Origin of the sequence: Glycomyces terrestris, assembly GCF_003933745.1 — a bacterium.
Classification (GTDB): domain Bacteria; phylum Actinomycetota; class Actinomycetes; order Mycobacteriales; family Micromonosporaceae; genus Glycomyces; species Glycomyces terrestris.
Genome location: NZ_RSEB01000001.1, coordinates 465415 through 489847, shown reverse-complemented (window position 1 = coordinate 489847; position 24433 = coordinate 465415). Strand labels below are relative to the sequence as shown.

Below are 24433 nucleotides of genomic sequence, written 5' to 3'. Positions count from 1 at the left end.
CTGGTGTGACAGCGGCGGCGCCGCTACGCTCGGACCGATGCACATCGACGCACCCATCGAAGTCCCTTGGAAGTCCGGCGCCTGGACGGCGCTGCCGGCCGCGGCCGAGGAGGCCGGCGGACGGCTGCGGGTCACCGCGGTCGAAGGCAGTGACGCGTGGCGGCACACCGCCTACGGCTTCGTCCATGACGACGAGCACGCGCTCCTGGAGGAGTGGGACCGCGGGCAGGCCGTCGAGGTCTCGTTCATCGCCGACTACGGCTCGCAGTTCGACCAGGCGGGGCTGATGGTCCGCATCGACGCCGAGCGCTGGATCAAGACCGGCGTCGAGTTCGCCGACGGCGCGCTCCAGCTCGGCGCGGTCGTCACCGACGGACGCTCCGACTGGTCGACCGCGCCGGTTCCCGAGTGGGCCGGCAAGGAGGTCACGATGCGCGCCACCCGCTTCAACGACGCGGTCGTGATCCGCGCCCGCGCCACGGACGCCGACGGCGTCGAGGAGCCCTGGCGCCTGGTGCGCCTCGCCCCGCTCGACCCCGACGCGACCGTGCACGCCGGCCCGTACTGCTGCGCGCCCTCGCGCGCGGGCCTGACGGTCGAGTTCACCTCCTGGCGCCTGACCGAACCGGACGCCGACCTCCACTGAGCGAGTACTACCGAATCGGACGCCGATCTCCGCTGAGCGAGCACTGCGGCCCGGCCGGCATTTCGCCGGCCGGGCGGCTTTCCCGAGGGGGTTTCCTGCCGCTCACCTCGGCCGAACGGCCTTCCCGCGGGGGTGTTCCGCCGCTCGCTCCGGTCGGGGCCGCCGCTGGGACCTGCCCCTGACCGCCCGCATCGACCGGACTCCGGCCGAAGGCTGCTTCGTTCAGCTGGGATCGCGCGGGTGCCGAGCGATTGCCGAAGAACATTCTGAAGAAGCTTCAGATTCCTTGTGGCGCTGCAATGTCGTACCCCTGGGGTATTTTTGAACCAGGGGTCCCTTAGGCCTGAAATATCATGATTTAGCGGTTATTTCCGGTCTTTGGTGTCCTCTGGTGCCGCGCCGTCCAGTTCTGCGGCGAGGAGCTTCAGGTCGTAGACGAACATCCGCTGCGCCTTGTCGGCCCGGCCGCTGCGGCTCACCGTCACGCCGTCCTCGCGGAGGAGGTCGGGCACGTCCTTGCCCGAGCGGCCGTCGGACCAGCGGAAGCCCTCCGAGACCGTGCCGCCCGCGGTCAGCACCCGGTAGGCGCGGGAGACGTCCCCGTCGCGCATGTACGCGCCGACTTGGCGCGGGCCGGTGCCGATGAGCTCGGCGAGGTCGCCGTACGAAGTCCAGGTGCCGTCCGGCAGCGCCTCCACGACCCGCTTCACCAGATCCCAATCCTGCTCGCTCGTCATGCCCGCGAGCCTAACCGCAGCGGGCGACGGCCCCCTCCCGCGGACCGGTCCGGCTCGGCTGGCCGCGAGCACCGGCCCCAGACACGCGCGTCCCCCGTACAGGCGTCCCGAACCATCGGCCCCCGCACCCGGGGCACCGGGCCGCCCCGCGTCACCGGCCTGCACTCGCCCCGCTACGGACGCCGCACTTGGTGTTAACGTCGAAGCAGACAGGGGAGCCGATTGGCTGAGAGTGCGGAACCGACCGCAGACCCTCACACCTGATCCGGGTCATACCGGCGTAGGGAGTCGTCGTGTGCCGCTGTCGCGCTGTGTACCCATCACTTGAAAGGCAAGCCCATGCCTACCGACAGCACCCTGGCTGCCCCCGGCCGCTGGCGCACCGTCGACATCCTCACCTGCGCCGTCCTCGCCGTCGCCTTCGGCGTCGTCTTCTGGGCCTGGAACTTCGTCTGGACCGGACTCGACCCCGTCCTCGCGTTCCTGCCCCCGCTCAAGGGCATCCTGTACGGCGTCTGGCTCATCCCCGCCGTCCTCGCCCCGCTCATCGTCCGCCGCGTCGGCGCCGGCCTCCTCACCGAAGCCCTCGCCGCCACCGTCTCCGCCCTCCTCGGCTCCGTGTGGGGCGTCCTCGTGATCTACCAGGGCCTCATCCAGGGCCTCGGCGGCGAGCTCGCCTTCGCGGCCGGACGCTACCGCCGCTTCGGCACCCCGATCGCCGTCGCCGCCGGCGCGCTCGCCTGCATCGCCGCCACCATCTTCGACGTCCTCGTCTGGTACCCCGACACCGAACTGTGGGCCTTCAAACTCCCGTACATCGCCTTCGCCGCCCTCTCCGGCGCGATCGTCGCCGGCCTCGGCTCCAAGGCCCTCGTCGCCGCCATGCTCCCCACCGGCGTCCTCGACCGGTTCCCCGCCGGCCGCGAACGGGCCCGGATCTGACCCCGTGATCCCGGTCGAGTTCCGCGGCTTCGCCTGGCGCCACGCCGGACGCCGCGCCCAGGCGGTCACGGGCGTCGACCTGCGCGTCGAGCCCGGCGAGCGGGTGCTCCTGCTCGGCCCCTCCGGGTCGGGCAAGTCCACCCTGCTCGCCGCGCTCGCCGGGCTCCTCACCGAGGACGCCGGCGAACAGGAGGGCGAGGTCCTCCTCGACGGCAAGCCCGCCGCCGACCAGCGCGGCCGCGCCGGCATCCTCTTCCAGGACCCCGAGACGCAGCTCGTCATGGCCCGCGCCGGCGACGACGTCGCCTTCGGACTCGAGAACCAGGCCGTCCCCCGCGGCGACATCTGGCCCCGCGTCCACCGCGCCCTCGACGCCGTCGGCTTCCCCTACGGACCCGACCGGGACACCCACGCCCTCTCCGGCGGCGAGCAGCAGCGCCTCGCGCTCGCCGGCGTCCTCGCCCGCCGCCCCGAGCTCATCCTCCTCGACGAACCCACCGCGAACCTCGACCCGCAAGGCGCCCAAGGCATCCGTGACGCGCTCCGGGCCGCGCTGGCCGACACCGACGCCACGCTCATCGTCGTGGAGCACCGCGTCGCCGACATCCTGGACCTCGTCGACCGCGTCATCGCCCTCGGACCCGGCGGCGCGCTGATCGCCGACGGCCCCGCCGCCCGCGTCCTCACCGAACACGGCGCGACCCTTGCCGCCCAAGGCGTCTGGGTGCCCGGCGCGCCCCTGCCGCACCGCCCCGCGCCCGCCCCGGGCGGGCCCGCCCTGCGCAGCGACGGCCTCGCGCTCGCCTACCCCGGCGCTGCCCGGCCCGCCCTCGACGGCGTCTCCTTCGAACTGCGCCAAGGCGAACTGCTCGCCGTCACCGGCCCCAACGGCTCCGGGAAGTCCACGCTCGCGCTCCTCGCCGGCGGCCTCGCCGCACCCGACGCGGGGACGGCCACCGTCCCCGGCGAGCGCCGGCCGCTGCACCGCCTGCCCGCACGTCGCCTTGCCACGCGCGTCGGCTCGGTCTTCCAGGACCCTGAGCACCAGTTCGTCACCGCCACCGTCCGCGACGAGCTCGCCTTCGGCCCCAAACAGGCCGGGTGGGCCAAGGACCGCATCGAGGCGCGCGTCGCCGAACTCCTCGACCGCCTGCGCCTCGCGCCCCTCGCCGAAGCCAATCCGCACACCCTCTCCGGCGGCGAGGCCCGCCGCCTCTCCGTCGCCGGCGCCCTCGCCGCCGCGCCCGGCGTGCTCCTGCTCGACGAGCCCACCTTCGGCCAGGACCGCCGGACTTGGGGCGAACTGGTCGACCTCACCGCCGACATCCGCGACGAGGGCACCGCCCTCCTCGCCGTCACCCACGACCGCGACTTCGCCCAGGCCCTGGAAGCCAGGGAACTCGTACTCGAAGGCGGCCGTGTCGCCGAGGAGCGCCCATGCTGACTTCGCGGGCAGTTCGCGCGCCGGGTCATCGCGAACGCTGCCGATGGGCCGCCGCGACCGGCGGGACCACTGGGGAGGGCCGGTGCTGACCCTGGCGCCCGTGTGCGGTCCCGAGGCGGCGATTGCGCGTGCCAATCCTGTCGCCAAGCTCGCCGCTGTCGTGCTCGTGACGACCGTGGCGCTGGTCGCGGGGGACTGGCTCACTCCGCTGCTCCTGCTCGCCGCACTCGCGATCGCCTTGCCGTTCACCGGTATCCGGCCCGGGCCGCTCGTGCGGCGGCTGCGTTGGCTGTGGCTCGCCGCCGCTGCGGTCGTCGTCGTCAACGCCGTGTTCGCCGCCGAGCAGACCGGCCGGCTCCTGGTCGACCTGGGCCCGATCGCGATCAGCTCCGGGACGCTCCTCGACGGCACCGCCATCGGCCTGCGCGTCTGCGTCGCCGCCACCGCCGGGGTCCTCGTCTTCGCCACCACCGACCCCACCGACCTCGCCGACGCCCTCACCCAGCAGCTCAACGCCCCGCCGCGCTTCACCATCGGCTCGCTCGCGGCGCTGCGCCTGCTCCCGCTCCTGGCCGCCGAGTGGCGCCAGATCACCACCGCCCGCCGCGCCCGCGGCCTCGAAGGCGGCTGGAACCCGCTGCGGCGCACCAGGCTCTTCGCCTCGACCATGTTCGCGCTCCTCGTCGGCGCCCTGCGCCGCGCCGGCCGCCTCGCGGCCGCCATGGACGCCCGCGGCTTCGACACCGAGATCCCCCGCACCCACGCCCGCGAGCAGCGAATGCGCCCCGCCGACTGGGCCCTCATCGCGCTGGCGGCCGTAGCCGCTGCGGCCGCCGTGGCCCTCAGCGTCGCCGCCGGCACGTTCAGCCTCTGAGCTGCCGCCGCAGCGCGGGGTGCGCGCCGGCCGCATCACGGGTCCGGCGCCCGCCGACCACCGCCGAGGTCGCGGCCGGCGACCGCGACGCGACCAGCCTGCCGCAGACGCGCAGCGGCGCCCGCCGACCATCGCCGAGGTCGCGGCCGGCGGCCGCGACGCGACCGGCCTGCCGTAGACGCGCAGCGGCGCCCGAGGCATGGCCTCGGGCGCCGCTGCGGTTCGGGGCCCTGGTTTCCTTGCAGCGCTCCGAGTCTCAGGCGCGGGCCGGCGCCGCCGTCACGGCCTCCTCTTCCTCCACGGCCGGCCGCGCGAACTGGGCCTCGTACAGCCGCGCGTACGGGCCGCCCGCGGCCAGCAGCTTCTCGTGCGGGCCCTGCTCGACCACCGTGCCGTGCTCCATCACCACGATCACGTCGGCGTCGCGGATCGTCGAGAGCCGGTGCGCGATCACGAAGCTCGTGCGCCCTCGCCGCAGCGCGACCATCCCCTGCTGGACCAGCATCTCGGTGCGGGTGTCCACCGAACTGGTCGCCTCGTCGAGGATGAGGATCGACGGATCGATCAGGAACGCCCGCGCGATCGTCACCAGCTGTCGCTCGCCCGCGCTCAGGCCGCCCTCGTCCGACTCCACCACCGTGTCGTAGCCGTCAGGGAGCGTCCGGATGAAGTGGTCTGCGTGCGCCGCCCGCGCGGCCGCCACCACCTCCTCGCGGGTCGCCTCCGGCCGGCCGTACGCGATGTTCTCCGCGATCGTGCCCTCGAACAGCCACGTGTCCTGGAGGACCATGCCGATCCGCCGCCGCAGCCGTTCGCGCTCCACCGTGGACACATCGACGCCGTCGACGGTGATCCGCCCCGCGTCCAGGTCGTAGAAGCGCATGAGCAGGTTCACCAGCGTCGTCTTCCCCGCCCCGGTCGGGCCCACGATCGCGACCGTCTGGCCCGGCGCGGCCTCCAGCCACAGGTGCTCGATGAGCGGCTCGTCCGGCAGGTACCGGAACGACACGTCCTCGAACGCCACCCGGCCCTCCACGGCCGCCAGGGCCCCCGCCGCCGCGACCGGCTCCGGCGACTGCTCCTCCGCGTCGAGCAGCTCGAAGACCCGCTCGCCCGAGGCCACCGCCGACTGCACCTGCCCGAACATGGCCGCGAGCATGTTCAGCGGGTTCTGGAACTGGCCCGTGTACTGGATGAACGCCTGGATCTGGCCGAACGAGAGCGCACCCGCGGCCACCTGGAGCCCGCCGGCCACGGCCACGAGCACGTACGTGAACCAGCCGAGGAACATCATCGCCGGGCCCAGCAGGCCCGACACCCACTGCGCCCGCACCGTGTGCTCGTACAGCTCCTCGTTGTGCCGCTTGAAGACCGCGGCCCCCTCCTCGCGCCGGCCGAACAGCGTCACCAGCTGGTGGCCGGTGATCATCTCCTCGACGTGACCGTTGAGCTTCCCGGTCGTGGCCCACTGCTGCGCGAAGCGCGGCTGGCTGCGCCTGCCGATCAGCCGCGTCGCCAGGAGCGTCAGCGGCAGCGTCACCACCACGACCAGCGTCAGCAGCGGTGAGATCGTGAGCATCATGACCGGCACGCCGATGAGGAACAGCAGGCCCTGCACGATCCGCTGCGTCACCTGCCCGACGGTCTGCGTCAGGTTGTCGATGTCGTTCGTGACCCGCGACAGCACCTCGCCCCGCGGGCGGGAGTCGAAGTAGGACAGCGGCAGCGCCGCCACCTTCCGGTCCGCCTCCTCCCGCAGCTCGAACGCCATGTGCTGCGCCATCTTCGCGATCGTGCGCCCGTTGTGGACGGTGATCGCGAAGGTCGCCAAGGCGATCGCGGTCGCGATGCCGAGGATGCGGGTGAGCGCGCCGAAGTCGACGCCGCCCGCGGCCGCGCCGTCGATGACGAGGTCGGTGGCGTCGCCGAGGATCGCGGGGATGGCGAGCATCCCGCACACCATGAGGACGCCGAAGCCGATCACCGAGGCCAGCCGGAACCGGTCGCGCCGGATGAGCGCCACGATCCGGCGCACGGTGCCGCCGAAGTCCTCCGCCTTCTTCAGGGCCGGGCCGCCGCCCATGCCGGGTCCGCGCATGGTCACAGCGCCTCCTGGAGGGTGAGTTGGGAGTTGACGATCTCGGCGTACACGGGGTTGGTCTCCAGCAGCTGCTCGTGGGTGCCGGTGCCGACGACGCGGCCGGCGTCGAGGACGACGATGCGGTCGGCGTCGCGGATGGTCGAGACCCGCTGGGCCACGATCACCTGCGCGGCGTCGGCGATCTCGGTGGCGAGCGCCGCCCGCAGGGCCGCGTCAGTGGCGGTGTCCAAGGCGGAGAAGGAGTCGTCGAACAGGTAGATCCGGGGGTTGGCGACGAGCGTGCGGGCGATCGCGAGCCGCTGGCGCTGGCCGCCGGAGACGGTGGTGCCGCCCTGGCCGATCACGGTGTCGAGGCCGTTCGGCATGGCCCGCACGAACTCGGCGGCCTGCGCGGTCTCCAGGGCCCGCCAGAGGGTCGCGTCGTCGGCGTCCGGGTTGCCGTAGCGCAGGTTCGAGGCAATGGTGCCCGAGAACAGGTAGGCGCGCTGGGGGACCAGCCCGACGGTCTTGGCGATGAGGGCCCGGTCCATGTCGCGGACGTCGACGCCGTCGATGCGGACCGCGCCGCCGTCGACGTCGAACAGCCGCGGGACGAGATTGAGGAGGGTGGTCTTGCCGGCGCCGGTGGAGCCGATGATCGCGGTGGTCTGGCCGGGGCGGGCGATGAGGTCGACGCCGCGCAGGACGGCCTCCTCGGCGCCCTCGTAGCGGAAGGTGACGGCCTCGAGGTCGAGTTCGCCGCGTCCGGGCAGTTCGCGGACCGCGTCGGCACGGTCGGTGATGGTGGGTTCGGTGCCGAGGACCTCGCGGATGCGCCCGGCCGCGACCTTCGCGCGCGGGGTCATCATGAACACGCCCATGGACATCATGACCGAGCCGAGGATGAGCCCGGCGTAGGAGATGAAGGCGATGAGGTCGCCGATCTGCATCGAGCCCTCGGCGATGAACCGGGCGCCGAACCAGACCAGGGCGATCGAGGTGACGTTGCCGAAGACCATGGCGGTGGCGCCGAAGAACGCCTGGACGCGGCCGACGCGCAGCGCGGCGTCGGTGAGCTCGGCGTTGGCGTCGGAGAAGCGGTCCTGCTCGTGGTCGTCGCGCACGAACGCGCGGATCACGCGGATGCCGGTGATGTGCTCGCGCATGACCTGGTTGATGGAGTCGATGCGCTGCTGCATGACGCGGCTGGCCGGGACCATCGAGACGACGATGAAGTAGATCGCCAGGGCCATGAACGGGATCGCGCCGAGCAGCACGCCCGTCATCGGCACGTCGAGCGTGAGCGCGAGCGACAGGCCGACGACCGCGGTGATCGGGGCCGTGATGAACATGGTGAGCCCGAAGACGAGCAGGGTGACGACCTGGGTGACGTCGTTGGTGGTGCGGGTGATGAGCGAGGGCGCGCCGAAGCGGTTCATCTCGGCGGCCGAGAACCGCTGCACCTGGGCGAAGAGGTCGGCGCGGAGGTCGCGGCCCAGGCCCATCGCGGCGCGGGCGCCGAAGTAGACGCCGAGGGCGGCGGCGGTGAGCTGGACGACGGTGACGGCGAGCATGATGCCGCCGTGGCGCAGCACGTACGCGGTGTCTCCGGCGGCGACGCCGTTGTCGATGAGGTCGGCGTTGAGCGTGGGGACGTACAGGGACGCGAGCGTCTGGACGATCTGGAAGAGGACCGCGAGCAGGAGCGGGGTGCGGTGGGGCCGGAGGTAGTCGGCGAGGAGGCGGAGGACCGAGGCCTCCGGTGCGGCCTCCCCGCCGGCCGGTGGCGCGGTCTTGCGGGGGGTGTGGGCGGGACGGTTTCCTGTCATGCCGACGAGCCTAGCACCGAAGTTTGACCGGGTACAAAGTTTTTCCGGGATTATTTTTTGGCCGGGTCCATGGAGTTCTGGTACAGTGGCGGGGTGGAACAACGCAGCGGCCTGCGCGAGCGCAAGAAGAACGCCATGTGGGGGCGCCTGAAGGCCACCGCCCTCCAGATGTTCGAGGAGCGCGGGTACGAGAACGTGTCCGTCGCCGAGATCGCGGCCGCCGCGGAGGTCTCCAAGGCCACCGTGTTCAACTACTTCCCGTCGAAGGAAGACCTCGTCATCGGCGGCATGAAGCACCACATCGAGGACCCGGCCCGCACGGTCCGCGAGCGCCCCCTCGGCCAGACCCCGCACGCGGCCCTGCGCGACCGCTACCTGGACCTGCTCGAACACCGCGCCCCGCAGACCGGCCTGAGCGACAAGCCGCTGTTCCTCCAGGTCCAGCGCCTCATCCAGGCCACGCCCTCGCTCCTGATCAGCGCCATGGACTACCGCCGCCGCTCCTCGGTGCTCCTCGCCCAGGAGCTCATCGAGGAGGGCAACCCGCCGCTCACCTCGCGCCTGGTCGCCTCCCAGCTCCTGCACACCCAGCACATCCTCGTCGAGGTCAACGTGCACCACGTCCTCGAAGGCCGCCCGGTCGACGAGGTCTACTCGCAGGCCGTCTCCGCCGCCTTCCACGCGTTCGGACTGCTCGAGACCGGCATCGGCGACCTCATGCGCCGCGACACCGACCCGCCCGCGGCCGACGCGGCCTTCGCCCCGGACGGCTGCCGCGTCGGCTACGAGCCCGGCCGCGCCGAGGCCGAGGCCGTCCTGGAGCGCTTCGCCGGCGAGGCCGGCGACGAGATCATCGAGGCCCTCGCCGACCCCGGCCGCGCCTGAACCGGGCCGGTGCGGTTTCAGGACGGCCGTTACGGCTGTGGCGCATCGTGACTAGAATCCGGCCCATGTCCTCACTCGACCACCTCGTTCTCGCCACGCCCGACCTGGCCGTCACGGTCAAGGAGGTCGCGCGCCTGACCGGGACGCAACCCGTCCCCGGCGGCGTCCACCTGGGCCTGGGCACCCGGAACTTCCTGCTCGGCCTCGGCGAGGGCACCTACCTCGAGATCATCGGCCCCGACCCGGAGCAGGAGGCCCCCGACAAGTGGCGGCCGTTCGGGATCGACACGCTCACCGAGGCCCGGCTCGTGACCTGGTCGGTGCGCGTGGAGGGCATCGACGCCGCCGTGGCCGCCTCCCGCGAGGCCGGGTACGACCCGGGCGAGCCGTGGGAGATGTCCCGCCAGAGCCCGGCCGGCGACACGCTCACCTGGCGCCTCACCCTCGACAAGGAGGGCCGCCACCGCGGCCCCGTGCCCTTCCTCATCGACTGGGGCGCCACCCCGCACCCCGCCGCCGACCTGCCGGTCGTCCCCCTCGTCGGCCTCGAAGCGGTCCACCCCCACCCCGAGCGGGTCGAACCGCACATCCACGCCCTCGGCGCGAAGCTCCCGATGAAGGCCGGCAACCGCGGCTCCCTCGCCGCCACCCTCTTCGGGGAATCCGGCCTCGTCGTCCTGATCTGACCATGCGGAAGGCCCGCGACCCCGTGCGGTCGCGGGCCTTCCGCGCGCGTTCAGCCGGACGACCCGCCGCCCGGCGGCGTCCCGCCGGGACCGCCGCCCCCGGAGACGCCACCCGCCGCGGCCTCGGTCCCGGTGTCGACCCCGACCGCCAGCGAGATCGCGTACCCGCCCGCGACGTCGCCGGTCACGGTCGCCAGCTGCGACTCGCCGCCGTCGTCGCTGAAGATCCCGTCGGTCTCCAGCGACACCTGCGCGAGGTTCTCGACCGACTGCTCGTAGCCCTCCTCGGCGTACACCGCCTCGCACACGTCCTGCGGGAGCGCGATCTGCGAGGTCGCGATCGCGTTCGCCGAGTCGGTGATCGCGTCGACGTCCGGGTACACCTCGAAGTGGATGTGGGGCCAGCGGCCCGCGTAGCAGGCGGGGAAGACGCTCGTGAACGCCACGACCCCGTCGGCGTCGGCGACCTGCACCCCGCGCAGGTAGTTCTCGTTCTCGACGCCCTCGGAGTACATCGAGTAGCCGCCGCCGCGGTCGCAGTGCCACAGGTAGACCGCGGCGCCCTCGAAGCGGGCGTTGTCGTTCGCCATGTCGTAGAGCGTCAGCTCGATGCCCATCCGGACGCCCTCGGCGGTCGTGGTGCTGCCGCCGAAGCTGGAGCGGATGTCGCTGCGGACCACGCCGCTCTCCGCGAGCACGTCCGGCCCGTTCGAGCCGTCGCCGGGGTAGGGCCCGGCCGTCTCCTGGGGGATCTCCGTCAGATCGCCCGCGGCGGCGCTCGTCGTCTCCGAACCCGTGGCCGAGCCCCCGCCGTTCGTGCACGCGGCCAGGCCCAGAGCCGCGGCCCCGGCGCCGGCGACGAGCACGCCGCGGCGGCTCAGCAGCGTGCCGATGTCGAACTGGAGGCCCTGGTCGACCAGCTCCTCGTCGGGCCTGGCGTACGGCCGGCCCTCGTAGGTCGGCGTCACGTCCTGCTTGGCGGTCACTGACCCACCCCTCTCACCTCGTGGTCCCGCCATTCTGGGGGCCGGGACGCCGGGGTGGGCTGGGAGGCGGTTCAGAGAACCATCGGAACTAGCGCGCGGCAGCCGTCACGCCCGGGACGCCTTGAGGGAGTACATCAGCGGCGCGCGCGGCACGCCCGCCGGCTGCTGGTAGCGGCCCTCGACCTGCTGGAGCGAGCCGAAGTGCTGGAACAGCGTCCAGTCGAACTCGTGCAGGAACTCGATCCGCAGCCCGGTCGCGGCCAGCGCCGACACGACCGCGCCGATCGGGTGGGTCCACTGGAAGTTCAGATTGTGCTCAGTGGCGGCCTCGCCGTCGGTGTAGGTGCCGGGCTCGTCGAAGACCATCGGCTCCCGGTCGAGGTAGCTGCGGGCGAGGCGGGTGCCGGTGTCCCAGTCGAGGGTGTCGCACAGCGGGTGGAACTCGGCGAGGTACAGGAACCCGCCGGGTGCGACCAGGGACGCGGCGACCTCGGCCCAGCCGGCGGTGTCCGGCAGCCAGCACAGGGCCCCGAGCCCGGTGTAGACGACGTCGAAGACGCGCCCGCCGAGGGCCTCGCGGGCGTCGTAGACGTCGGCGGCGACGAATGAGGCCCGGTCGGCGAGCCCGAGGTCGGCGGCGAGGCCGCGGGCGACTTCGACGGCCGGCTCGGAGAAGTCGAGGCCCACGACCTCGGCGGCGCCGCGGCGGGCCCACGAGAGCGTGTCCTGGCCCATGTGGCACTGGAGGTGGACGAGGCGCTTGCCGGTGACGTCGCCGACCTCCTCGGCCTCGAAGGCGTTGACGTCGCCGCGGCCCTCGCGGAAGCCCGCCTGGTCGTAGAAGCGGCTCGCGGCGTGGATCGGGACGCGCTCGTCCCACATGGCCCGGTTCGCGTCGCGCCAGTCGGCATCGGTGCTCATGGGGCCACTCTCGCAGCGGCCCCGGCGGGCGGCAAGCGATTTACCCGCGTTTGCTGCGCGCTCCGGGGAAGTCCGAGACGAAGGACCAGCCGAGGTGCTCGTACAGGGCCCGGCCCTCGTCGCTGCCGACGAGGAGGCCGAAGCGCATGCCGAGGGCGAGCGCGTGGCCGGAGAGGGCGCGCATCATGAGCGAGCCGAGGCCGCGGCGCTGGTGCGCGGGGGCGGTGACGACCTTGTCGAAGACGCCGAAGTCGCCGTCGCGGCCGAGGCGGGCCGAGGCGGCGAGGTCGCCGTTGTCGTGGTGGATCCGCGCCACCGACAGCGGCCCGGCGGTCTCGACGGTGAGCCGGTACTCGGCGGGCACGTCGTAGGAGGCGGGCGCGAACGCGACGGTCATGAGGTGGCCGCCCTCGTCGAGGGTCCAGGTGGAGGGCACGGCCGACGCGAGGAGCGCGGTGGGTCCGGCGATCATGACCTGGTGGCCGGGGGTGTCGAGCCGGGCGGCGGCCGCGGCGAGGGACTCGGGGGTGTAGGTGTGGAAGACCTGGCGGACCTCGGTGCTGGGCGGGCCGACGGCGACTTCGAAGCCGCCGTCGATGGGCTCGGGCGGGGCGGTGATCCGCGAGTGGGCGCGGCCGCGGCCCCAGGCGGTGACGAGTTCGGGGAGGGTGTGGCCGGTGGGCGTGGTGGTCATCGGGGGCTCCTTCAGGGCGGTCGGGACGACGTGAACTCTATTGCAACTATCTTGCAATAAGCCACCGACATTCCACATGGCGGCGGGCTGTCGGTCCCGGCGCGTAGGCTCGCCCGGTCAGGAGGGAAGCGATGAGTGACGCGGTGACGTCGGCCGAGGACGGCCTGGCGCGGTGCCCCTGGGGCGCCGATCCCGAGATCTACCGGGAGTACCACGACGGCGAGTGGGGCCGCCCGGTGCGCGGCGACGACGAGCTGTTCGAGCGGGTGAGCCTGGAGGCGTTCCAGTCGGGCCTGTCGTGGCTGGTGATCCTGCGCAAGCGGGCGGCGTTCCGCAAGGCGTTCGACGGCTTCCGCATCGCGAAGGTCGCCGAGTACACCGAGGCCGACGCGGAGCGGCTGCTCCAGGACGCCGGCATCGTCCGCAACCGGTTGAAGATCGCGGCGACGATCGCGAACGCGAAGGCCGCCGCCGAGCTCGACGGCGGCCTCTCGGACCTGGTGTGGTCGTTCGCGCCCGAGCGGCGCGCCCGGCCGAGGCGCCTCGCCGACATCGCGGCCGTCACGCCCGAGTCGACCGCGCTGTCGAAGGCGCTCAAGCGGCAGGGCTTCCGCTTCGTCGGGCCGACCACGGCGTACGCGATGATGCAGGCCGTGGGGATGGTCGACGACCACCTGGTCGACTGCCACGTCCCCGAGCGGCCCTAGTCAGCGCGGCTCTGGTCAGCGCGCGACGGTCGCGGTGTCGGCGGCGGTGACGCCGTTGACCGCGGCCGTCAGCGACACGCCGCCCGGGCGCCAGGCCCGGAGCTCGCCGGTGGCGGGGTCGAACCAGGCGCGGTACCGGAGCAGGTCCAGCACGCCCGGGGGCCGCTGGCCGATGTAGACGCCCGATCCGGACCAGGACACGCCCATCGGGTAGACCACCGGGATCGTCCGGTTCCCTTGCGTCAGTTCGGCTTCGACGGTCGCCACCTCGCCGCGGGCGAGGTCGGGCACGTCCACGGTGAGGGCGTCGACCTGGGGCCTGACCTGCGCCGCGAGCCATTCCTCGCCCGTGGCGCCGAGCCCGAACTCGGTCCAGCCGATGAAGCCGCCGTCCTCCGGGGTGGCCGAGGGGGCCTTCCCGGAGTTGCCGTTGACCCAGTACGAGACGCCGTCGACGCGGGAGGCGTCGAAGTAGCCGGCGTGCGCGCCGATGTAGACGGCCTCCTTGCCCGAGCCGGCCTCGAAGCCGGTGAGCCACTCCTCCACGACCTCGGCTTCGAGGCGGTCGCCGAGCTGGCTCGCGGCCTGCGGGCTCTTGTCGTGCGGCGGCACGTGCGCGACGACGGCCACCGAGTCCACGTCCGGGTCGGCGGCGGCCTCGTCGAGTGCGGTGCGCAGCATGAGGATCTGGTCCCAGCCGCCCCTCCCGATCGTCAGGCCGGAGGTGTCGAGCGTGATGAAGCGGGTGCCGCCGCGGTCGAAGACCTGGTACGCCGGGCCGAACACGGCCGACCATTCGGACACGGTGCAGCCCATGGCCTCGTGGTTGCCCGGCACGTACACCCAGTCGAGGGCGTCGCCGAGCTCCTCGTCGAGGATCTGCTCCGCGAGCGCGAGGTCGTCGCTTTCGCACTCGTCCACCAGGTCCCCGTTGACGATGAGGAGTTCGGCGTCCGAGGCGACGATCTCGCGGAGGGTGCGGCGGGCGGAGGCCACGATGGCGCTGTCGGGCTGCTCGCCGGTGAACTGGGCGTCGGACATGACCGCGAAGGTCCAGTCGGCGCCGTCGAGGTCTCCGGCGACCATCGCGTCAGGGGCCGTCGCGGACTCGGGGATCGCGACGTCGGGCGCGGTGTGGGCCGTGAGGTCGGAGATGGTCACCGAGCCCTCGTAGAGCGAGGACGGGCGCGTCTCGGCGACGTAGAAGCGGTACACCGAGACCGGGTAGTTCACGCCGTCGGGGACGTCGAACTCGACCTGGGTCCAGCCGGGCGCGGTGAGGTGGTCGCCGCGGAGGATCACGCTGGTCCCGTTGGCGTCCCTGAGCTGGAGCGAGGGCCATTCGCCGTGGCCTTCGGCCTCGACCCACAGGCTGAAGCGCTGCGGCTGGCCGGCGACGGGGATGTCCGCCGGGGGCCGGGCGTAGGCGGCGCGGGTGGCGGTGGACTGGGTGAAGTCGTAGGTCAGGGCGAGTCCGTCGCCGCCGTCGTGCCCGGCGGCGGGCGTCATCGAGCCGGTTGCGCGGGCCGTGGAGAAGGTCCACTGCGCGCCGTCGGCGAAGTCGGCGACGGTGTGCTCCTCGAAGCCGACGGTGACGGCGAGCGCGGTGGTGATGCCGCCGGCGGTGAGTTCGACGGTGCCCGATCCGGCGGCCTTCGCGGTGACGGTGAAGGCGCCCAGGCCGTCCGGGGCGACCGTGAACAGGTCCTCGTCGTAGGCGAGGTCGACGTCCCCGGGGTCGACGGGGGCGGTGAACCCGGCGGCGTCGGCGCCGACGAGCGTGAACGCGGCGTTCGCGCCGGTCTCGGGGAGCGACAGGAGCCGCTGGGAGGGTTCGAGGGCCGCGAGGGGGCCGAGCACGGTCAGCTCGGTCGAGCCCTCGGCGCGGCCGTCCTTCGCGGTGGCCTCGGCCGTGCCGGACCGGTTGCGGGCGTGGAAGACCCCGTCGTCGTCGATCCATCCCAGGCGCGAGGGCGAGACGGTCCAGTGCGGGTCGGCCTCGGCGGGGCCGTACGCGTCGTCGTAGGCGGCGGCCGTGAGGGGGCGGGTGAGGCCGGGGAAGACGCGGTCGACGTCGGTGCCTTCGATCGCGCCGGGGTCGAAGGGCGCCTGCGGGGCGACCGCGAAGCCGACCGGCTCGCCGTCGCCGGCGGGGACGGTGAAGGCGAGGCCGTTGCCGACCGCCCGTTCGGTCCCGTCCGAGGGGGAGTTGACGGTGACGAGGTCGGTCGTGCCGGGGGCGCGGGCGATGAGGGTGGAGGAGCCGCCGCCGTCGAGGTTGAGGGCGCTGTGCGCGCCCATGGCGAGGAGCTGCTCGGCGGTCTCTTCGAGGGTGTACCCGCCGCTGGCGGCCTGGCGGCCGTCGACGGTGAGGACGTACAGCTCGGTGCCGTCCGCGGAGACGCCGACCGCGGTGCGCGGGTGGCGGGCCTGGTCGGCGTGGTCGACGACCTGCCCGTCGGTGATGAGGAGCTGGTGGCCGGAGACGGCGGTCTCGGGGAGCTCCCCGTCCGCGACCGCGCCGTACTCCACGGCGACCTCGTCGCCGACGTCGAGGGCGGCGAGCGCCTGCGCGCCGGCGTCGCGGCCGACCAGGGCGAGCGCGCCCTCGGGAATCGCGCCCGCCTCGGGCGCGGTGGTGACGGCGGTGACGACGCCGTCGACCACGGTCGCCTCGGTGACGGGCACGCCGTCGGCGACGCGGGCGCGGCTCGCGTCGCCCCAGTTCGCGTCGTACACGCCGATGCCGCCGGCGGGCAGCGCGGTCGTGTTCAGGCCGGCCAGGTCCAGGACGCCGTCAGGGGTGGCCGCGGTTCCCTCGAATCCGATCGACTGGATGGAGGCGCGGCCTTCGGCGTCGAAGGCGAGCACAGTGGACGTTCCCGACGAAGCGGATTTGACGAGCGCGCCGTCCGCGATCGCGACGCCGTCGGGGCCGCCGGTGTCGTTGATGTCGAAGAAGTCGGCGTTGAACGCGAGCACCGCGCCCTCGACGCCCTCGAGCTGGGCGCGGACGGGCGCGGACGCCGCCACCTCGCCGGGGGAGAGGTACACGGGGCTCGATCCGGCGGTGAGGTCGATCGTGGCCGCGTCGCCGCGGATCCAGCCCTGATCCTCCCAGCGGTCGAAGGAGTCGAGGGTGATGCCGGGCGCGATCGGCGTCGATTCGCCGTCCACCGGCACCGCGCCGGAGTCGTCCTGGGCGCTCGCCGGCGGTGCGGTCACGAGCGCGGCCGCGAGGGCGGCGGCGATCCACGGGGTCGTTCGCACGATGGGACCTGGCCTTCGGGGGAGGGAGCACGGTCCCGTCCAAGATCCCATGAAGCCGAGTTACATGGATAGGCACCAATTTGAAAATAGTCGCCAAACGCCGGGCGAACCGGAGTGGCCGCGAAGGGGCCGCCGCGCCCTGGGGCTAGGTGCCCGGGGCCGTGGAGCCGCGGACGACGACGCGGCACTGGACGGTGCGCACGCCGCGGCCGTGCTCGGCGCCGATCGCCTCGAACAGGGCCCGGGCCGCGGTGCGGCCCAGTTCCTCCAGGTTCATGTCCACACTGGTCAGCTGCGGGCGGGCGCCGGTGGTCATGACGCGCCAGTCGTCGAAGCCCATGACCGCGACGTCCTCGGGGACGCGGCGGCCCCGCTCGCGCAGGGTGTCCAGGACGCCGCGGGCGACCTGGTCCGAGCCGCACAGGACGGCGTCGAAGTCCGGCTCGCGGTCGAGGAGCATCGCGGCCGCCGCGCGGCCCCAGCCCTCCTGCCAGGTGCCGTAGGCGACCTCGCCGACCGGGGCGAGCCCGGCGTCCGCGAGCGCGGCGAGGGCGCCGGCGGCGCGGTCGCGGGCGGCGCTGAAGCCGCGGTCGCCCGAGATGTGGGCGATCCTGGTGCGCCCGCAGGCGATCAGGTGCTCCACGGCCATGCGGCCGGCCCCCACGTTGTCGGGCACGATCGAGAGGTCCTCGGGGTTCTCGGAGGGCGCGTAGGCGTACACGACCGGGACGTCGACCGCGGCGGCCAGCGGCGGGCGCGGGTCCGTCGAGGAGCCCACCACGATGAGCCCGTCCACGCGGCGGCTCAGCAGCGCCTGCACGTGGTGGCGCTCGCGGATCGCGTCGCCGCGGGCGTCGCACAGGAACACCGACATCTCGCCCGCGCCGAACGCGTCCTCCGCGCCCATGAGGATCGGCAGGCTGAAGCGGCCCACCAGGTCCGAGGTCAGGAGCCCCACGGTCCCGGTGCGCCCGGCCAGGAGCCCGCGCGCGAGCGAGTTGGGGGAGAACGAGAGCTGCGCCGCGGCCTCCGCGACCCGCTCGCGGGTGGCGGCGCTGACGTGGTTGCGCCCGTTCAGGGCCTTGGACGCGGTTGCGACGGAGACGCCCGCGAGCCGGGCCACGTCGGTGAGCGTGGCGGTGCGCGCGCCGCGCGGTGCCGGGGATGGGGCCACCTCGTCCTCCTTCTGCGATCCCGGCCGCGACCGGCCGGAACGGGATCGACTGTATCCGACGCGCCGAAATCCCGCTGATCCCGCTTTCGGACACGGCACCGCAGGTCCCCGCGCCGCGGAGCGATCCACCGGAATCAACGCATTGACAGGGCTCGGTGCGGCCCCTACGATCGACTCGACGGCGATCCGAAAAGGTTTTCGGAACCTTTCGGTCCTTCCCTTCCCCACCCACTACCGCAAGCGCACGGAGGCGCGCCGTCGACATCGGAGCGACCCCGCGGGCGCACGGCGCTGCCCGCTGCACTCCGCCCGCTCCGACGCCACTCCCGTCCGAGGACTCATATCCCGAAGCCATCGAAGGATGACGATGAGAACACCCGTAACGCCCTCCGCCGGCGCCCTGCGGCCCCTGGGGACCGACGAGGTCCGCCTCACCGGCGGCCACTGGTCCGAGCGGCAGGCGGTGAACGCCGCGGCGACCATCCAGCACTGCCTGCACTGGCTCGAGGAACTCGGCTGGATCGGCAACTTCGACCACGCGAGTACGGGCGGCCGGTTCGAGCGCTCCGGACCCCAGTTCTCGGATTCGGAGGTGTACAAGCTCGCCGAGGCCATGGCGTGGGAGATCGGCCGCACCGGCGACCCCGCCCTCGAAGCGCAGTTCGCCGAGCTGACCCGCCGCATCGGCGCCGCCCAGCACGAGGACGGCTACCTCAACACCTGCTACGGCAGCCCCGGCCAGCGGCCCCGCTATGCGGACCTCGAATGGGGCCACGAGCTCTACTGCGCCGGTCACCTCCTCCAGGCCGCCGTCGCCCGGCTGCGCAACCACGGCGAGGACGACTTCACGGCGATCGCCCGCCGCGTCGCCGACCACGTGTGCGACACCTTCGGGCCCGGCGGCATCGAGCGCATCTGCGGCCACGCCGAGATCGAGGCGGCCCTCGCCGAGTTCGCGCGCGCCACCGGCGAGGCCCGCTACCTCGAGCAGGCCCGCCTCTTCATCGAGCGCCACGGGCGCAAGACCCTCAAGGAGAACGGCCTCTACTACCAGGACGACGTCCCCGTCCGCGACGCCGAGGTCCTGCGCGGCCACGCGGTCCGCGCGCTCTACCTCGCGGCCGGCGCCGTCGACGTCGCCGTCGAGACCGGCGACACCGAACTCCTCGACGCCGTGCGCGCCCAATGGGACCGCACCGTCGCCCGCCGCACCCACCTCACCGGCGGCATGGGCTCCCAGTACGCCGACGAGGCGTTCGGCCGCGACTTCGCGCTGGGCCCCGACCGCGCCTACTCCGAGTCCTGTGCGGGCGTCGCCGCGGTCATGACCGCCTGGCGCCTGCTCCTCGCCACCGGCGACGCCCGCTACGGCGACATGATCGAGCGGATCGCCTGGAACGTCCTCTCCGGCGCGGTCGCCCCCGACGGGCGGTCCTTCTTCTACGCCAACCCGCTCCACCAGCGCACCGCCGACCCCGAGCCGCCCCGCGAAGGCGCGCTGGCGCACCTCAGCGCCGGGGGCCGCCGCGGGCACTGGTTCGAGGTCTCCTGCTGCCCGACCAACCTCGCCCGCACCTTCGCCCAGTTCGCCGTCTACACCGCCACCGCCGACGACCGCGGCGTCCAGATCCACCAGTTCACGCCCTGCACCGTCGACACCGAGATCGACGGCGCCCGGTTCGCGCTCACCGTCGAGACGGCCTACCCCGAGGAAGGCTCGGTCACCGTCCGCGTCGACGCCAACGACGGCGGCCGCCGCCGCGAGGTCGCGCTCCGCGTCCCCGCCTGGGCCGAGGACGCGCGGCTCGTCCACCCCGACGGCTCCGTGACCGAGATCGAGCCCGGCACCGCCGCAGCGGGTGTCACCGAGGCGTTCGCCCCCGGCGACGAGTTCCGCCTGGAGTTCTCGGTCGCGCCGCGCTGGACGCTGCCGGACCCGCGCGTCGACGCCGTCCGCGGCTGCGCCGCCGTCGAGCAGGGCCCGCTCGTCCTGTGCGCCGAGTCGATCGACCTCCCCGGCGGCGACCTCGACTGCCTCACGGTCGACACCGCCGCCGCCCCGGTGGTGCGCGACGGCCGCGTCTGGGTCGCCGCCCGCGTCCACGACCGCGCCGACGGCTGGCCGTACGGGCCCGCCCGCCCCGACGACGAAGGCAAGGACGACGGCGAGCCGACCGAGCTGCCGCTCCTGCCGTTCCGGCTCCGCGACACCCGCGGGGCCGCCGCGATGCGCGTGTGGCTGCCCGCGGCCTGAGCGGTTTGGGCCGGTGCGCACCGCTTTGCGGGCGCACCGGCCCCGGTTCGCGGCGATTGTCCGAGAAATCGCACTGGGAGTCCAAGTGCCGCTTGGTCTTGCACGTCTAGGATGTGGCACGTCGGGTGGGTTGGACGAATCGAGGAACCGAATAATGAGCGAGCTGCTTGACTTCCTGGGCACGGCCGAGCAGGCGGTGGCGACCGCCGCCGAGGTCATCCGCACCGGGCTCGGACGCGAACGCTCCATCAGCGGCAAGGGTGACCGCGACTACGCCACCGACCTCGACTACGCCGTCGAGGACGCCGTCCGCGAGTTCCTCGCCGCCGAGACCCCCGGCATCCCGGTTCTGGGGGAGGAGCGCGGCCGCACCGGCGACACCGAGTCCCACTACGAGTGGGTGCTCGACCCGATCGACGGCACCGTCAACTTCGCCCACGGCTCGCCCATGTACGCCGTCTCCCTCGCCTTGACCCGGAACGGCATCTCCGTCGTCGGCGTCGTGGAGGCCCCCGCCTCCGAGGAGCGCTTCACCGCCGCCCTCGGCCACGGCGCGGCCCTGAACAAGCACCCGCTCGCCGTCCGCGGGCCCGCCGCGCTCGCGGACGCGGTGGTCGCCTTCGGGGACTTCGGGGTCACCCCGGAGTCCGAGCGCCGCAACGCCCAGCGCCTGGAGCTGCTGCGCCGCCTGGTCCCCAGCATCCAGCGAGTGCGCATGCTCGGCACCGCCGCCCTCGACATGTGCTGGACCGCGGCCGGGCGCGTCGACGCCACGTACCACTCGTTCATCAACCCGTGGGACGTCGCCGCCGGCGTCGTCATCGCCCGCGAGGCCGGCGCTCTGGTCACCGACCTCGACGGCGTCGACTACGACACCAGCGCCACCTCGATCCTCGCCTGCAACCCGGAGCTTCACCGGGCGCTCCTCGCCGAGATCGCTTAGGACGGCACCGAAAAGGGGCGACCGCGCAGCGGTCGCCCCTCCTCTTGTCGGTCTGTGGCGCTTAGCCCGCGGCCTTGACCAGAGCGGTGAAGTCGGCGGCGGCCAGGTCGAACACCGGGGAGTCGGTGTCGAGCTTCGAGTCCCGCAGGTGGAATCCGGCGTCGTCGGCGCAGAAGGCCACCTCGACGCAGTTGGAGTTGTTCCCCGCACCACTGCGGGTGCTCTTGCGCCAAGCCCGGCGAACCTCGACACAGCTCGAGTTGTTGCCAGAGCCGCTACGGGTGCTCTTACGCCAAACGGTAACGCCAGTCGTCATCGTTGTAGACCTCGATCCGGATCGCCTGTTTCCAAAGCATCTTGCGGATGTCATCGTAACCCGCGATGCGGGTGGGGTCGTCGATGAGCCAGCTGGAGTCGGCGGCCTCGATATAGGTGATCGAAGGTCCTGCAAGCGGAAACTCCTCCGGCAGGTAGATCTCGAAACTGCTTCGCTGTGCGAGCACCGGACCGCGCAGGATGCGGATGAGGACACCCGGCTTCCTGGCCCAGCGCCGCAGGTGCAGCATCTGCTCCTGGTAGAGCTCCTCCGAGATCATCCGAAGTTGCAGGAGCGCGGTCTCGCCGATGAGGAAGTGCATCACCGGCCTGTCCTTCCGGGCTTCGGCGGCGAGCTGTCGCCCGTCCTTGAACACCCATCCGGCATCGACCCATTCGTCTGATCCCGGTTCGGCCTGCCTCGCCACGATGTAGTGGTACTTCTGACATTGCAGAAGTCCGGGGATCATGAGTGCGTCGAACTTGAAGATCTCGCCGTAGAAGCGCTCCGCCAGAGCGATGTAGAGGGCGTTGAACCGCTGATCGGCTTCCAGCGCCTCCCACTCCTCCCCGCGCGCACCGGCGGCCTTCGCCATGTAGGCGGCCTTCTCCTCGTCGTAGCCGCAGGCCTTCGCCAGCGCCTCCATGTTCTTCGCGGGCGGGCTGGAGCGTCCCGCCTCGTACGCGCGGTAGGTATCGGTCGCCAGATGGCACTGGCGCGCAATGGATTCCTGTGTCCTCCTCTGCCTTTCCCTGCCGGTCCTGAGCATCATGCGGATGAACCAGGCTCCCGAGTCCGTCTTTGCCATCGCAGCTCCCAAGGTTGGTGGGCCCCTGTTGCGGAACTATCACTATCGCACAGTCCACACCCGTTGCGCCGCTGTGAGAATCGGACCGGGGAGTTCTGACCGTGCAGAATCCCCTATAGATTTTCCACGGTCGGATTCTCACAGTGCCGTTGCACCGCAACCATTTTCATCTTGTGACCTGCGGTTTCACGGTCTAGATTCATGGTGTCGCGAGTTCGCTGACCCGGGTCGCGGTGTGCGGGGCGGTTCGGCGGATCGCTCCATGGTCGCCTCGTCGTGCGAGACACGCCGGGGAAGTGTCGGAAACATGACAGTCCGAAATGGAGTTACGATGAGAACGGTTCCTGTTACGAGAAGCGACCCCGGTTCGGGTCCGCCCATCCGCGGCACCTTCGAGGACGAGTACCGGACCTACACGGTCCAGGCTTCGAGCGCCGTCGCGCCGGACTCGTTCCAGGTGCTGACCGGGCCCCGCAACGACGACGTGGTCCTCGTCGTCTCCGGCCTCAACTCCGGCGACCTCAAGGCCACCTGGGGCTCGTACTGGAGCCGGCTCAAGCCCCACGCGAAGATCTGGGTCGAGGAGCAGGCGTTCCGGATCTTCTACCGCGCCCGCATCTCCGCCGAAGCCGCGAGGTTCTGCGATGGCTAGCTCGACGGTCCCCGAGGACGGCCCGTACAACCTCCGCTCCGACGGCAAGCCCGGCGTCGACGGCTACCTCGGCGACTTCCGCCGCGGGCCGGCGGTGTTCACGCTCTACAGCCTCGGTTCGCATCCGGCGCAGCGGCCCCGCGTCACGGACTACCTCCTCGACGTCGACGACGGCGGCGGCCCGCGCGAGTGCTGCCGGTTCACCGACGACCGCGAGGACGTCCCCGAGTGGGCCGCCAGCTGGCAGGGTGACGAATGGTGCCCCTGGCTCCTCGAACAGTGCCGGGCCCTCATCGCCGAACCCGACACCACCTGACCACCCTCCACGGGCCGGGCGATCCTTGGTGGAAGATCGCCCGGCCCCCTCTCCGTCGCAAGGCGTTCCTGCTGAGGTCACCGTGGACAGTCGTCTCCGACAGAGCGGAAATCGATTGCTGAAAACGATCAAGAATGCATTTCACATTGCTGTGATTCGCAGTTGATCAAGCGCACTGCGCCAATGCGGACCGTGATCTTGAATAGTGCTCGATAATCTGAAGCGGTCCGACGAAACGCCTGAATTTCAGGAGGATATTCATGGCGCACAAGGGCTTCCGCTCTGCAATCCGAGTGATGACCGCCGTCTTCTTCGCATTCGCGATGACGCTGGCGTTCGTTCCCGCCGCTGCCAATGCGGCACCCGAGACCGACGCCGACTCGCGGGTCTCGCTGATCTCCCCGACCGACGAACCCCGATTCCAAGCCGACGACCTCGACGCGTACTGGACGCCGGAGCGCATGGCGTCCGCGAAGTTCCCGGAGGTCGAGGAGACCGCACCGGACCTCGACGCGTTCCAGGACCTCGACCTCGGTGAGACCCAGCTGGTCGAACCGGTCCTCCCCGACTCCGAGTTCGCGTCCCCGAAGATCGACCACTCGTACGCGACCGGCCGCATCTTCTACGACGACTTCAACGGCGACCCGAGCAGCTGCTCGGCCTCCGCCCTCGCCAGCGGCAACCAGAGCCTCGTGCTCACCGCCGCGCACTGCCTGTACGGGCCCTACGACGACCCAGCCGGCTGGTCCTCCAACGTCGTCTTCGTCCCCGGGTACGACAACGGCTACGAGCCGAACGGCACCTGGACGGCGGACTACTTCACCCAGACCGTCCTCACCTCGTGGGCGGACGACGGCGACGTCAACCGCGACGTCGGCATGTTCCTCGTGAACACCAACTCCAGCGGCCAGACCCTCAACCAGGTCGTCGGCGGCCACGGCTTCGCCACCGGGCAGGGCTACGAAGTGGACCTCCACACCATCGGATACCCGGCCAACCACGACAACAACGAAGTGCAGTGGCACTGCTGGGGCCAGAGCGAGTCCGCCGGACTCTTCGACGACCGCATCCAGATGAACTGCAACTTCTCGCACGGCGCGAGCGGCGGCCCCTGGCTGCTGGAGTACTCGGCGAGCTACCCGGGGCTCGGGCTCGCCAATGGAACCCAGAGCACCTGGCGGTCGTCTGACGGAAGGAACCTCAGCGGCTACTTCGACGACGTCATCTGGGACTTCTACACCCAGATGAGCGCCCTGTAGCCACCTCGAT

At 72.2% G+C, this 24433-nt stretch carries 22 protein-coding genes and 1 riboswitch; of the genes, 12 read left to right on the top strand and 10 right to left on the bottom strand.

Annotated features, from left to right (window positions below; translation table 11 throughout):
• Positions 1-37: 37 nt before the first annotated feature.
• Positions 38-646: a DUF1349 domain-containing protein gene (locus EIW28_RS02340; protein ID WP_125246103.1), complete on the top strand. Its 609-nt coding sequence runs from the start codon at positions 38-40 to the stop codon at positions 644-646.
• Between the two features lie 365 nt (positions 647-1011).
• On the opposite strand, the gene EIW28_RS02335 is transcribed toward EIW28_RS02340, so the two are convergent.
• Complete coding sequence (locus EIW28_RS02335) at positions 1012-1383, bottom strand: MGMT family protein (RefSeq protein ID WP_125246102.1); 372 nt, start codon at positions 1381-1383, stop codon at positions 1012-1014.
• A 201-nt stretch (positions 1384-1584) separates the two neighbouring features.
• Positions 1585-1687, top strand: a riboswitch (TPP riboswitch).
• A 35-nt stretch (positions 1688-1722) separates the two neighbouring features.
• Here EIW28_RS02335 and EIW28_RS02330 point away from each other — a divergent pair.
• The 3 genes from EIW28_RS02330 to EIW28_RS02320 all read left to right on the top strand — a co-directional run bounded on the left by EIW28_RS02330 (position 1723) and on the right by EIW28_RS02320 (position 4643).
• Entirely contained in the window at positions 1723-2325 is a 603-nt protein-coding gene (locus tag EIW28_RS02330; RefSeq protein WP_125246101.1) for an ECF transporter S component, read from the top strand.
• Between the two features lie 4 nt (positions 2326-2329).
• Positions 2330-3769 (top strand): ABC transporter ATP-binding protein, encoded by a 1440-nt coding sequence (locus tag EIW28_RS02325; protein ID WP_125246100.1) that lies wholly within the window; start codon positions 2330-2332, stop codon positions 3767-3769.
• 82 nt (positions 3770-3851) lie between these two features.
• On the top strand, positions 3852-4643 hold the full coding sequence (locus EIW28_RS02320) for an energy-coupling factor transporter transmembrane component T family protein (RefSeq protein ID WP_125246099.1): 792 nt from the start codon (positions 3852-3854) through the stop codon (positions 4641-4643).
• A 256-nt stretch (positions 4644-4899) separates the two neighbouring features.
• Here EIW28_RS02320 and EIW28_RS02315 read toward each other — a convergent pair whose 3' ends face one another.
• Together EIW28_RS02315 and EIW28_RS02310 are read right to left on the bottom strand one after the other, a co-directional pair.
• Positions 4900-6741: an ABC transporter ATP-binding protein gene (locus EIW28_RS02315; protein ID WP_197717089.1), complete on the bottom strand. Its 1842-nt coding sequence runs from the start codon at positions 6739-6741 to the stop codon at positions 4900-4902.
• A gap of 2 nt (positions 6742-6743) precedes the next feature.
• Positions 6744-8552 (bottom strand): ABC transporter ATP-binding protein, encoded by a 1809-nt coding sequence (locus tag EIW28_RS02310; protein WP_125246098.1) that lies wholly within the window; start codon positions 8550-8552, stop codon positions 6744-6746.
• A gap of 93 nt (positions 8553-8645) precedes the next feature.
• On the opposite strand from EIW28_RS02310, the gene EIW28_RS02305 reads away from it, so the two are divergent.
• Both EIW28_RS02305 and EIW28_RS02300 read left to right on the top strand, forming a co-directional pair.
• Complete coding sequence (locus EIW28_RS02305) at positions 8646-9437, top strand: TetR/AcrR family transcriptional regulator (RefSeq protein WP_187350557.1); 792 nt, start codon at positions 8646-8648, stop codon at positions 9435-9437.
• 65 nt (positions 9438-9502) lie between these two features.
• On the top strand, positions 9503-10123 hold the full coding sequence (locus EIW28_RS02300; protein ID WP_187350556.1) for a VOC family protein: 621 nt from the start codon (positions 9503-9505) through the stop codon (positions 10121-10123).
• Positions 10124-10173: 50 nt separating this feature from the next.
• Here EIW28_RS02300 and EIW28_RS02295 read toward each other — a convergent pair whose 3' ends face one another.
• From EIW28_RS02295 to EIW28_RS02285, 3 genes are all read right to left on the bottom strand, one after another.
• A complete protein-coding gene (locus EIW28_RS02295) occupies positions 10174-11142 on the bottom strand; it encodes an intradiol ring-cleavage dioxygenase (protein ID WP_125246096.1) in 969 nt (322 codons plus the stop codon).
• A 72-nt stretch (positions 11143-11214) separates the two neighbouring features.
• Positions 11215-12030 (bottom strand): class I SAM-dependent methyltransferase, encoded by an 816-nt coding sequence (locus EIW28_RS02290; RefSeq protein WP_125246095.1) that lies wholly within the window; start codon positions 12028-12030, stop codon positions 11215-11217.
• A 40-nt stretch (positions 12031-12070) separates the two neighbouring features.
• Positions 12071-12724, bottom strand: coding sequence for a GNAT family N-acetyltransferase (locus EIW28_RS02285; protein WP_197717026.1), 654 nt, complete (start codon positions 12722-12724; stop codon positions 12071-12073).
• Between the two features lie 131 nt (positions 12725-12855).
• Here EIW28_RS02285 and EIW28_RS02280 point away from each other — a divergent pair, with 131 nt between their 5' ends.
• The gene (locus tag EIW28_RS02280) at positions 12856-13431 is read left to right on the top strand and encodes a DNA-3-methyladenine glycosylase I (RefSeq protein ID WP_125246094.1); all 576 of its coding nucleotides are present in this window, start codon (positions 12856-12858) and stop codon (positions 13429-13431) included.
• Positions 13432-13446: 15 nt separating this feature from the next.
• Here the strand turns inward: EIW28_RS02280 and EIW28_RS02275 are convergent, their stop codons facing one another.
• Both EIW28_RS02275 and EIW28_RS02270 read right to left on the bottom strand, forming a co-directional pair.
• Positions 13447-16701 carry a phosphodiester glycosidase family protein gene (locus EIW28_RS02275; protein WP_197717025.1) on the bottom strand — a complete coding sequence of 1085 codons (3255 nt, stop codon included), beginning with the start codon at positions 16699-16701 and terminating at the stop codon, positions 13447-13449.
• Positions 16702-16846: 145 nt separating this feature from the next.
• Positions 16847-17875 (bottom strand): LacI family DNA-binding transcriptional regulator, encoded by a 1029-nt coding sequence (locus EIW28_RS02270; RefSeq protein WP_125246092.1) that lies wholly within the window; start codon positions 17873-17875, stop codon positions 16847-16849.
• A gap of 367 nt (positions 17876-18242) precedes the next feature.
• Between EIW28_RS02270 and EIW28_RS02265 the strand changes: the two genes are divergently transcribed.
• Together EIW28_RS02265 and EIW28_RS02260 are read left to right on the top strand one after the other, a co-directional pair.
• Positions 18243-20129, top strand: coding sequence for a glycoside hydrolase family 127 protein (locus EIW28_RS02265; RefSeq protein ID WP_125246091.1), 1887 nt, complete (start codon positions 18243-18245; stop codon positions 20127-20129).
• A 154-nt stretch (positions 20130-20283) separates the two neighbouring features.
• The gene (locus tag EIW28_RS02260) at positions 20284-21072 is read left to right on the top strand and encodes an inositol monophosphatase family protein (RefSeq protein ID WP_125246090.1); all 789 of its coding nucleotides are present in this window, start codon (positions 20284-20286) and stop codon (positions 21070-21072) included.
• 61 nt (positions 21073-21133) lie between these two features.
• On the opposite strand, the gene EIW28_RS25320 is transcribed toward EIW28_RS02260, so the two are convergent.
• Both EIW28_RS25320 and EIW28_RS02250 read right to left on the bottom strand, forming a co-directional pair.
• Positions 21134-21388, bottom strand: coding sequence for a DUF397 domain-containing protein (locus EIW28_RS25320; RefSeq protein WP_125246089.1), 255 nt, complete (start codon positions 21386-21388; stop codon positions 21134-21136).
• Positions 21360-22196: a Scr1 family TA system antitoxin-like transcriptional regulator gene (locus EIW28_RS02250; RefSeq protein ID WP_125246088.1), complete on the bottom strand. Its 837-nt coding sequence runs from the start codon at positions 22194-22196 to the stop codon at positions 21360-21362. Before EIW28_RS02250 ends, EIW28_RS25320 begins: the two co-directional genes overlap by 29 nt.
• A gap of 331 nt (positions 22197-22527) precedes the next feature.
• On the opposite strand from EIW28_RS02250, the gene EIW28_RS02245 reads away from it, so the two are divergent.
• From EIW28_RS02245 to EIW28_RS02235, 3 genes are all read left to right on the top strand, one after another.
• Positions 22528-22848, top strand: a complete 321-nt coding sequence (locus EIW28_RS02245) for a hypothetical protein (RefSeq protein WP_125246087.1) — start codon at positions 22528-22530, stop codon at positions 22846-22848.
• Complete coding sequence (locus tag EIW28_RS02240) at positions 22841-23164, top strand: hypothetical protein (protein WP_125246086.1); 324 nt, start codon at positions 22841-22843, stop codon at positions 23162-23164. The genes EIW28_RS02245 and EIW28_RS02240 overlap by 8 nt, the downstream gene beginning before the upstream one ends.
• Positions 23165-23460: 296 nt before the next feature.
• Positions 23461-24423 carry a trypsin-like serine peptidase gene (locus EIW28_RS02235; protein ID WP_125246085.1) on the top strand — a complete coding sequence of 321 codons (963 nt, stop codon included), beginning with the start codon at positions 23461-23463 and terminating at the stop codon, positions 24421-24423.
• Positions 24424-24433 lie beyond the last annotated feature (10 nt).

Excerpts from the sequence above, each read along its gene's own strand:
- EIW28_RS02340 (WP_125246103.1), top strand. The coding sequence starts at position 38 with ATGCACATCGACGCACCCATCGAAGTCCCTTGGAAGTCCGGCGCCTGG.
- EIW28_RS02335 (WP_125246102.1), bottom strand. The coding sequence starts at position 1,383 with ATGACGAGCGAGCAGGATTGGGATCTGGTGAAGCGGGTCGTGGAGGCG.
- EIW28_RS02330 (WP_125246101.1), top strand. The coding sequence starts at position 1,723 with ATGCCTACCGACAGCACCCTGGCTGCCCCCGGCCGCTGGCGCACCGTC.
- EIW28_RS02315 (WP_197717089.1), bottom strand. The coding sequence starts at position 6,741 with ATGCGCGGACCCGGCATGGGCGGCGGCCCGGCCCTGAAGAAGGCGGAG.
- EIW28_RS02310 (WP_125246098.1), bottom strand. The coding sequence starts at position 8,552 with ATGACAGGAAACCGTCCCGCCCACACCCCCCGCAAGACCGCGCCACCG.
- EIW28_RS02300 (WP_187350556.1), top strand. The coding sequence starts at position 9,503 with ATGTCCTCACTCGACCACCTCGTTCTCGCCACGCCCGACCTGGCCGTC.
- EIW28_RS02295 (WP_125246096.1), bottom strand. The coding sequence starts at position 11,142 with ATGGCGGGACCACGAGGTGAGAGGGGTGGGTCAGTGACCGCCAAGCAG.
- EIW28_RS02290 (WP_125246095.1), bottom strand. The coding sequence starts at position 12,030 with ATGAGCACCGATGCCGACTGGCGCGACGCGAACCGGGCCATGTGGGAC.
- EIW28_RS02285 (WP_197717026.1), bottom strand. The coding sequence starts at position 12,724 with ATGACCACCACGCCCACCGGCCACACCCTCCCCGAACTCGTCACCGCC.
- EIW28_RS02280 (WP_125246094.1), top strand. The coding sequence starts at position 12,856 with ATGAGTGACGCGGTGACGTCGGCCGAGGACGGCCTGGCGCGGTGCCCC.
- EIW28_RS02265 (WP_125246091.1), top strand. The coding sequence starts at position 18,243 with ATGAGAACACCCGTAACGCCCTCCGCCGGCGCCCTGCGGCCCCTGGGG.
- EIW28_RS02260 (WP_125246090.1), top strand. The coding sequence starts at position 20,284 with ATGAGCGAGCTGCTTGACTTCCTGGGCACGGCCGAGCAGGCGGTGGCG.
- EIW28_RS25320 (WP_125246089.1), bottom strand. The coding sequence starts at position 21,388 with ATGACGACTGGCGTTACCGTTTGGCGTAAGAGCACCCGTAGCGGCTCT.
- EIW28_RS02250 (WP_125246088.1), bottom strand. The coding sequence starts at position 22,196 with ATGGCAAAGACGGACTCGGGAGCCTGGTTCATCCGCATGATGCTCAGG.
- EIW28_RS02245 (WP_125246087.1), top strand. The coding sequence starts at position 22,528 with ATGAGAACGGTTCCTGTTACGAGAAGCGACCCCGGTTCGGGTCCGCCC.
- EIW28_RS02240 (WP_125246086.1), top strand. The coding sequence starts at position 22,841 with ATGGCTAGCTCGACGGTCCCCGAGGACGGCCCGTACAACCTCCGCTCC.
- EIW28_RS02235 (WP_125246085.1), top strand. The coding sequence starts at position 23,461 with ATGACCGCCGTCTTCTTCGCATTCGCGATGACGCTGGCGTTCGTTCCC.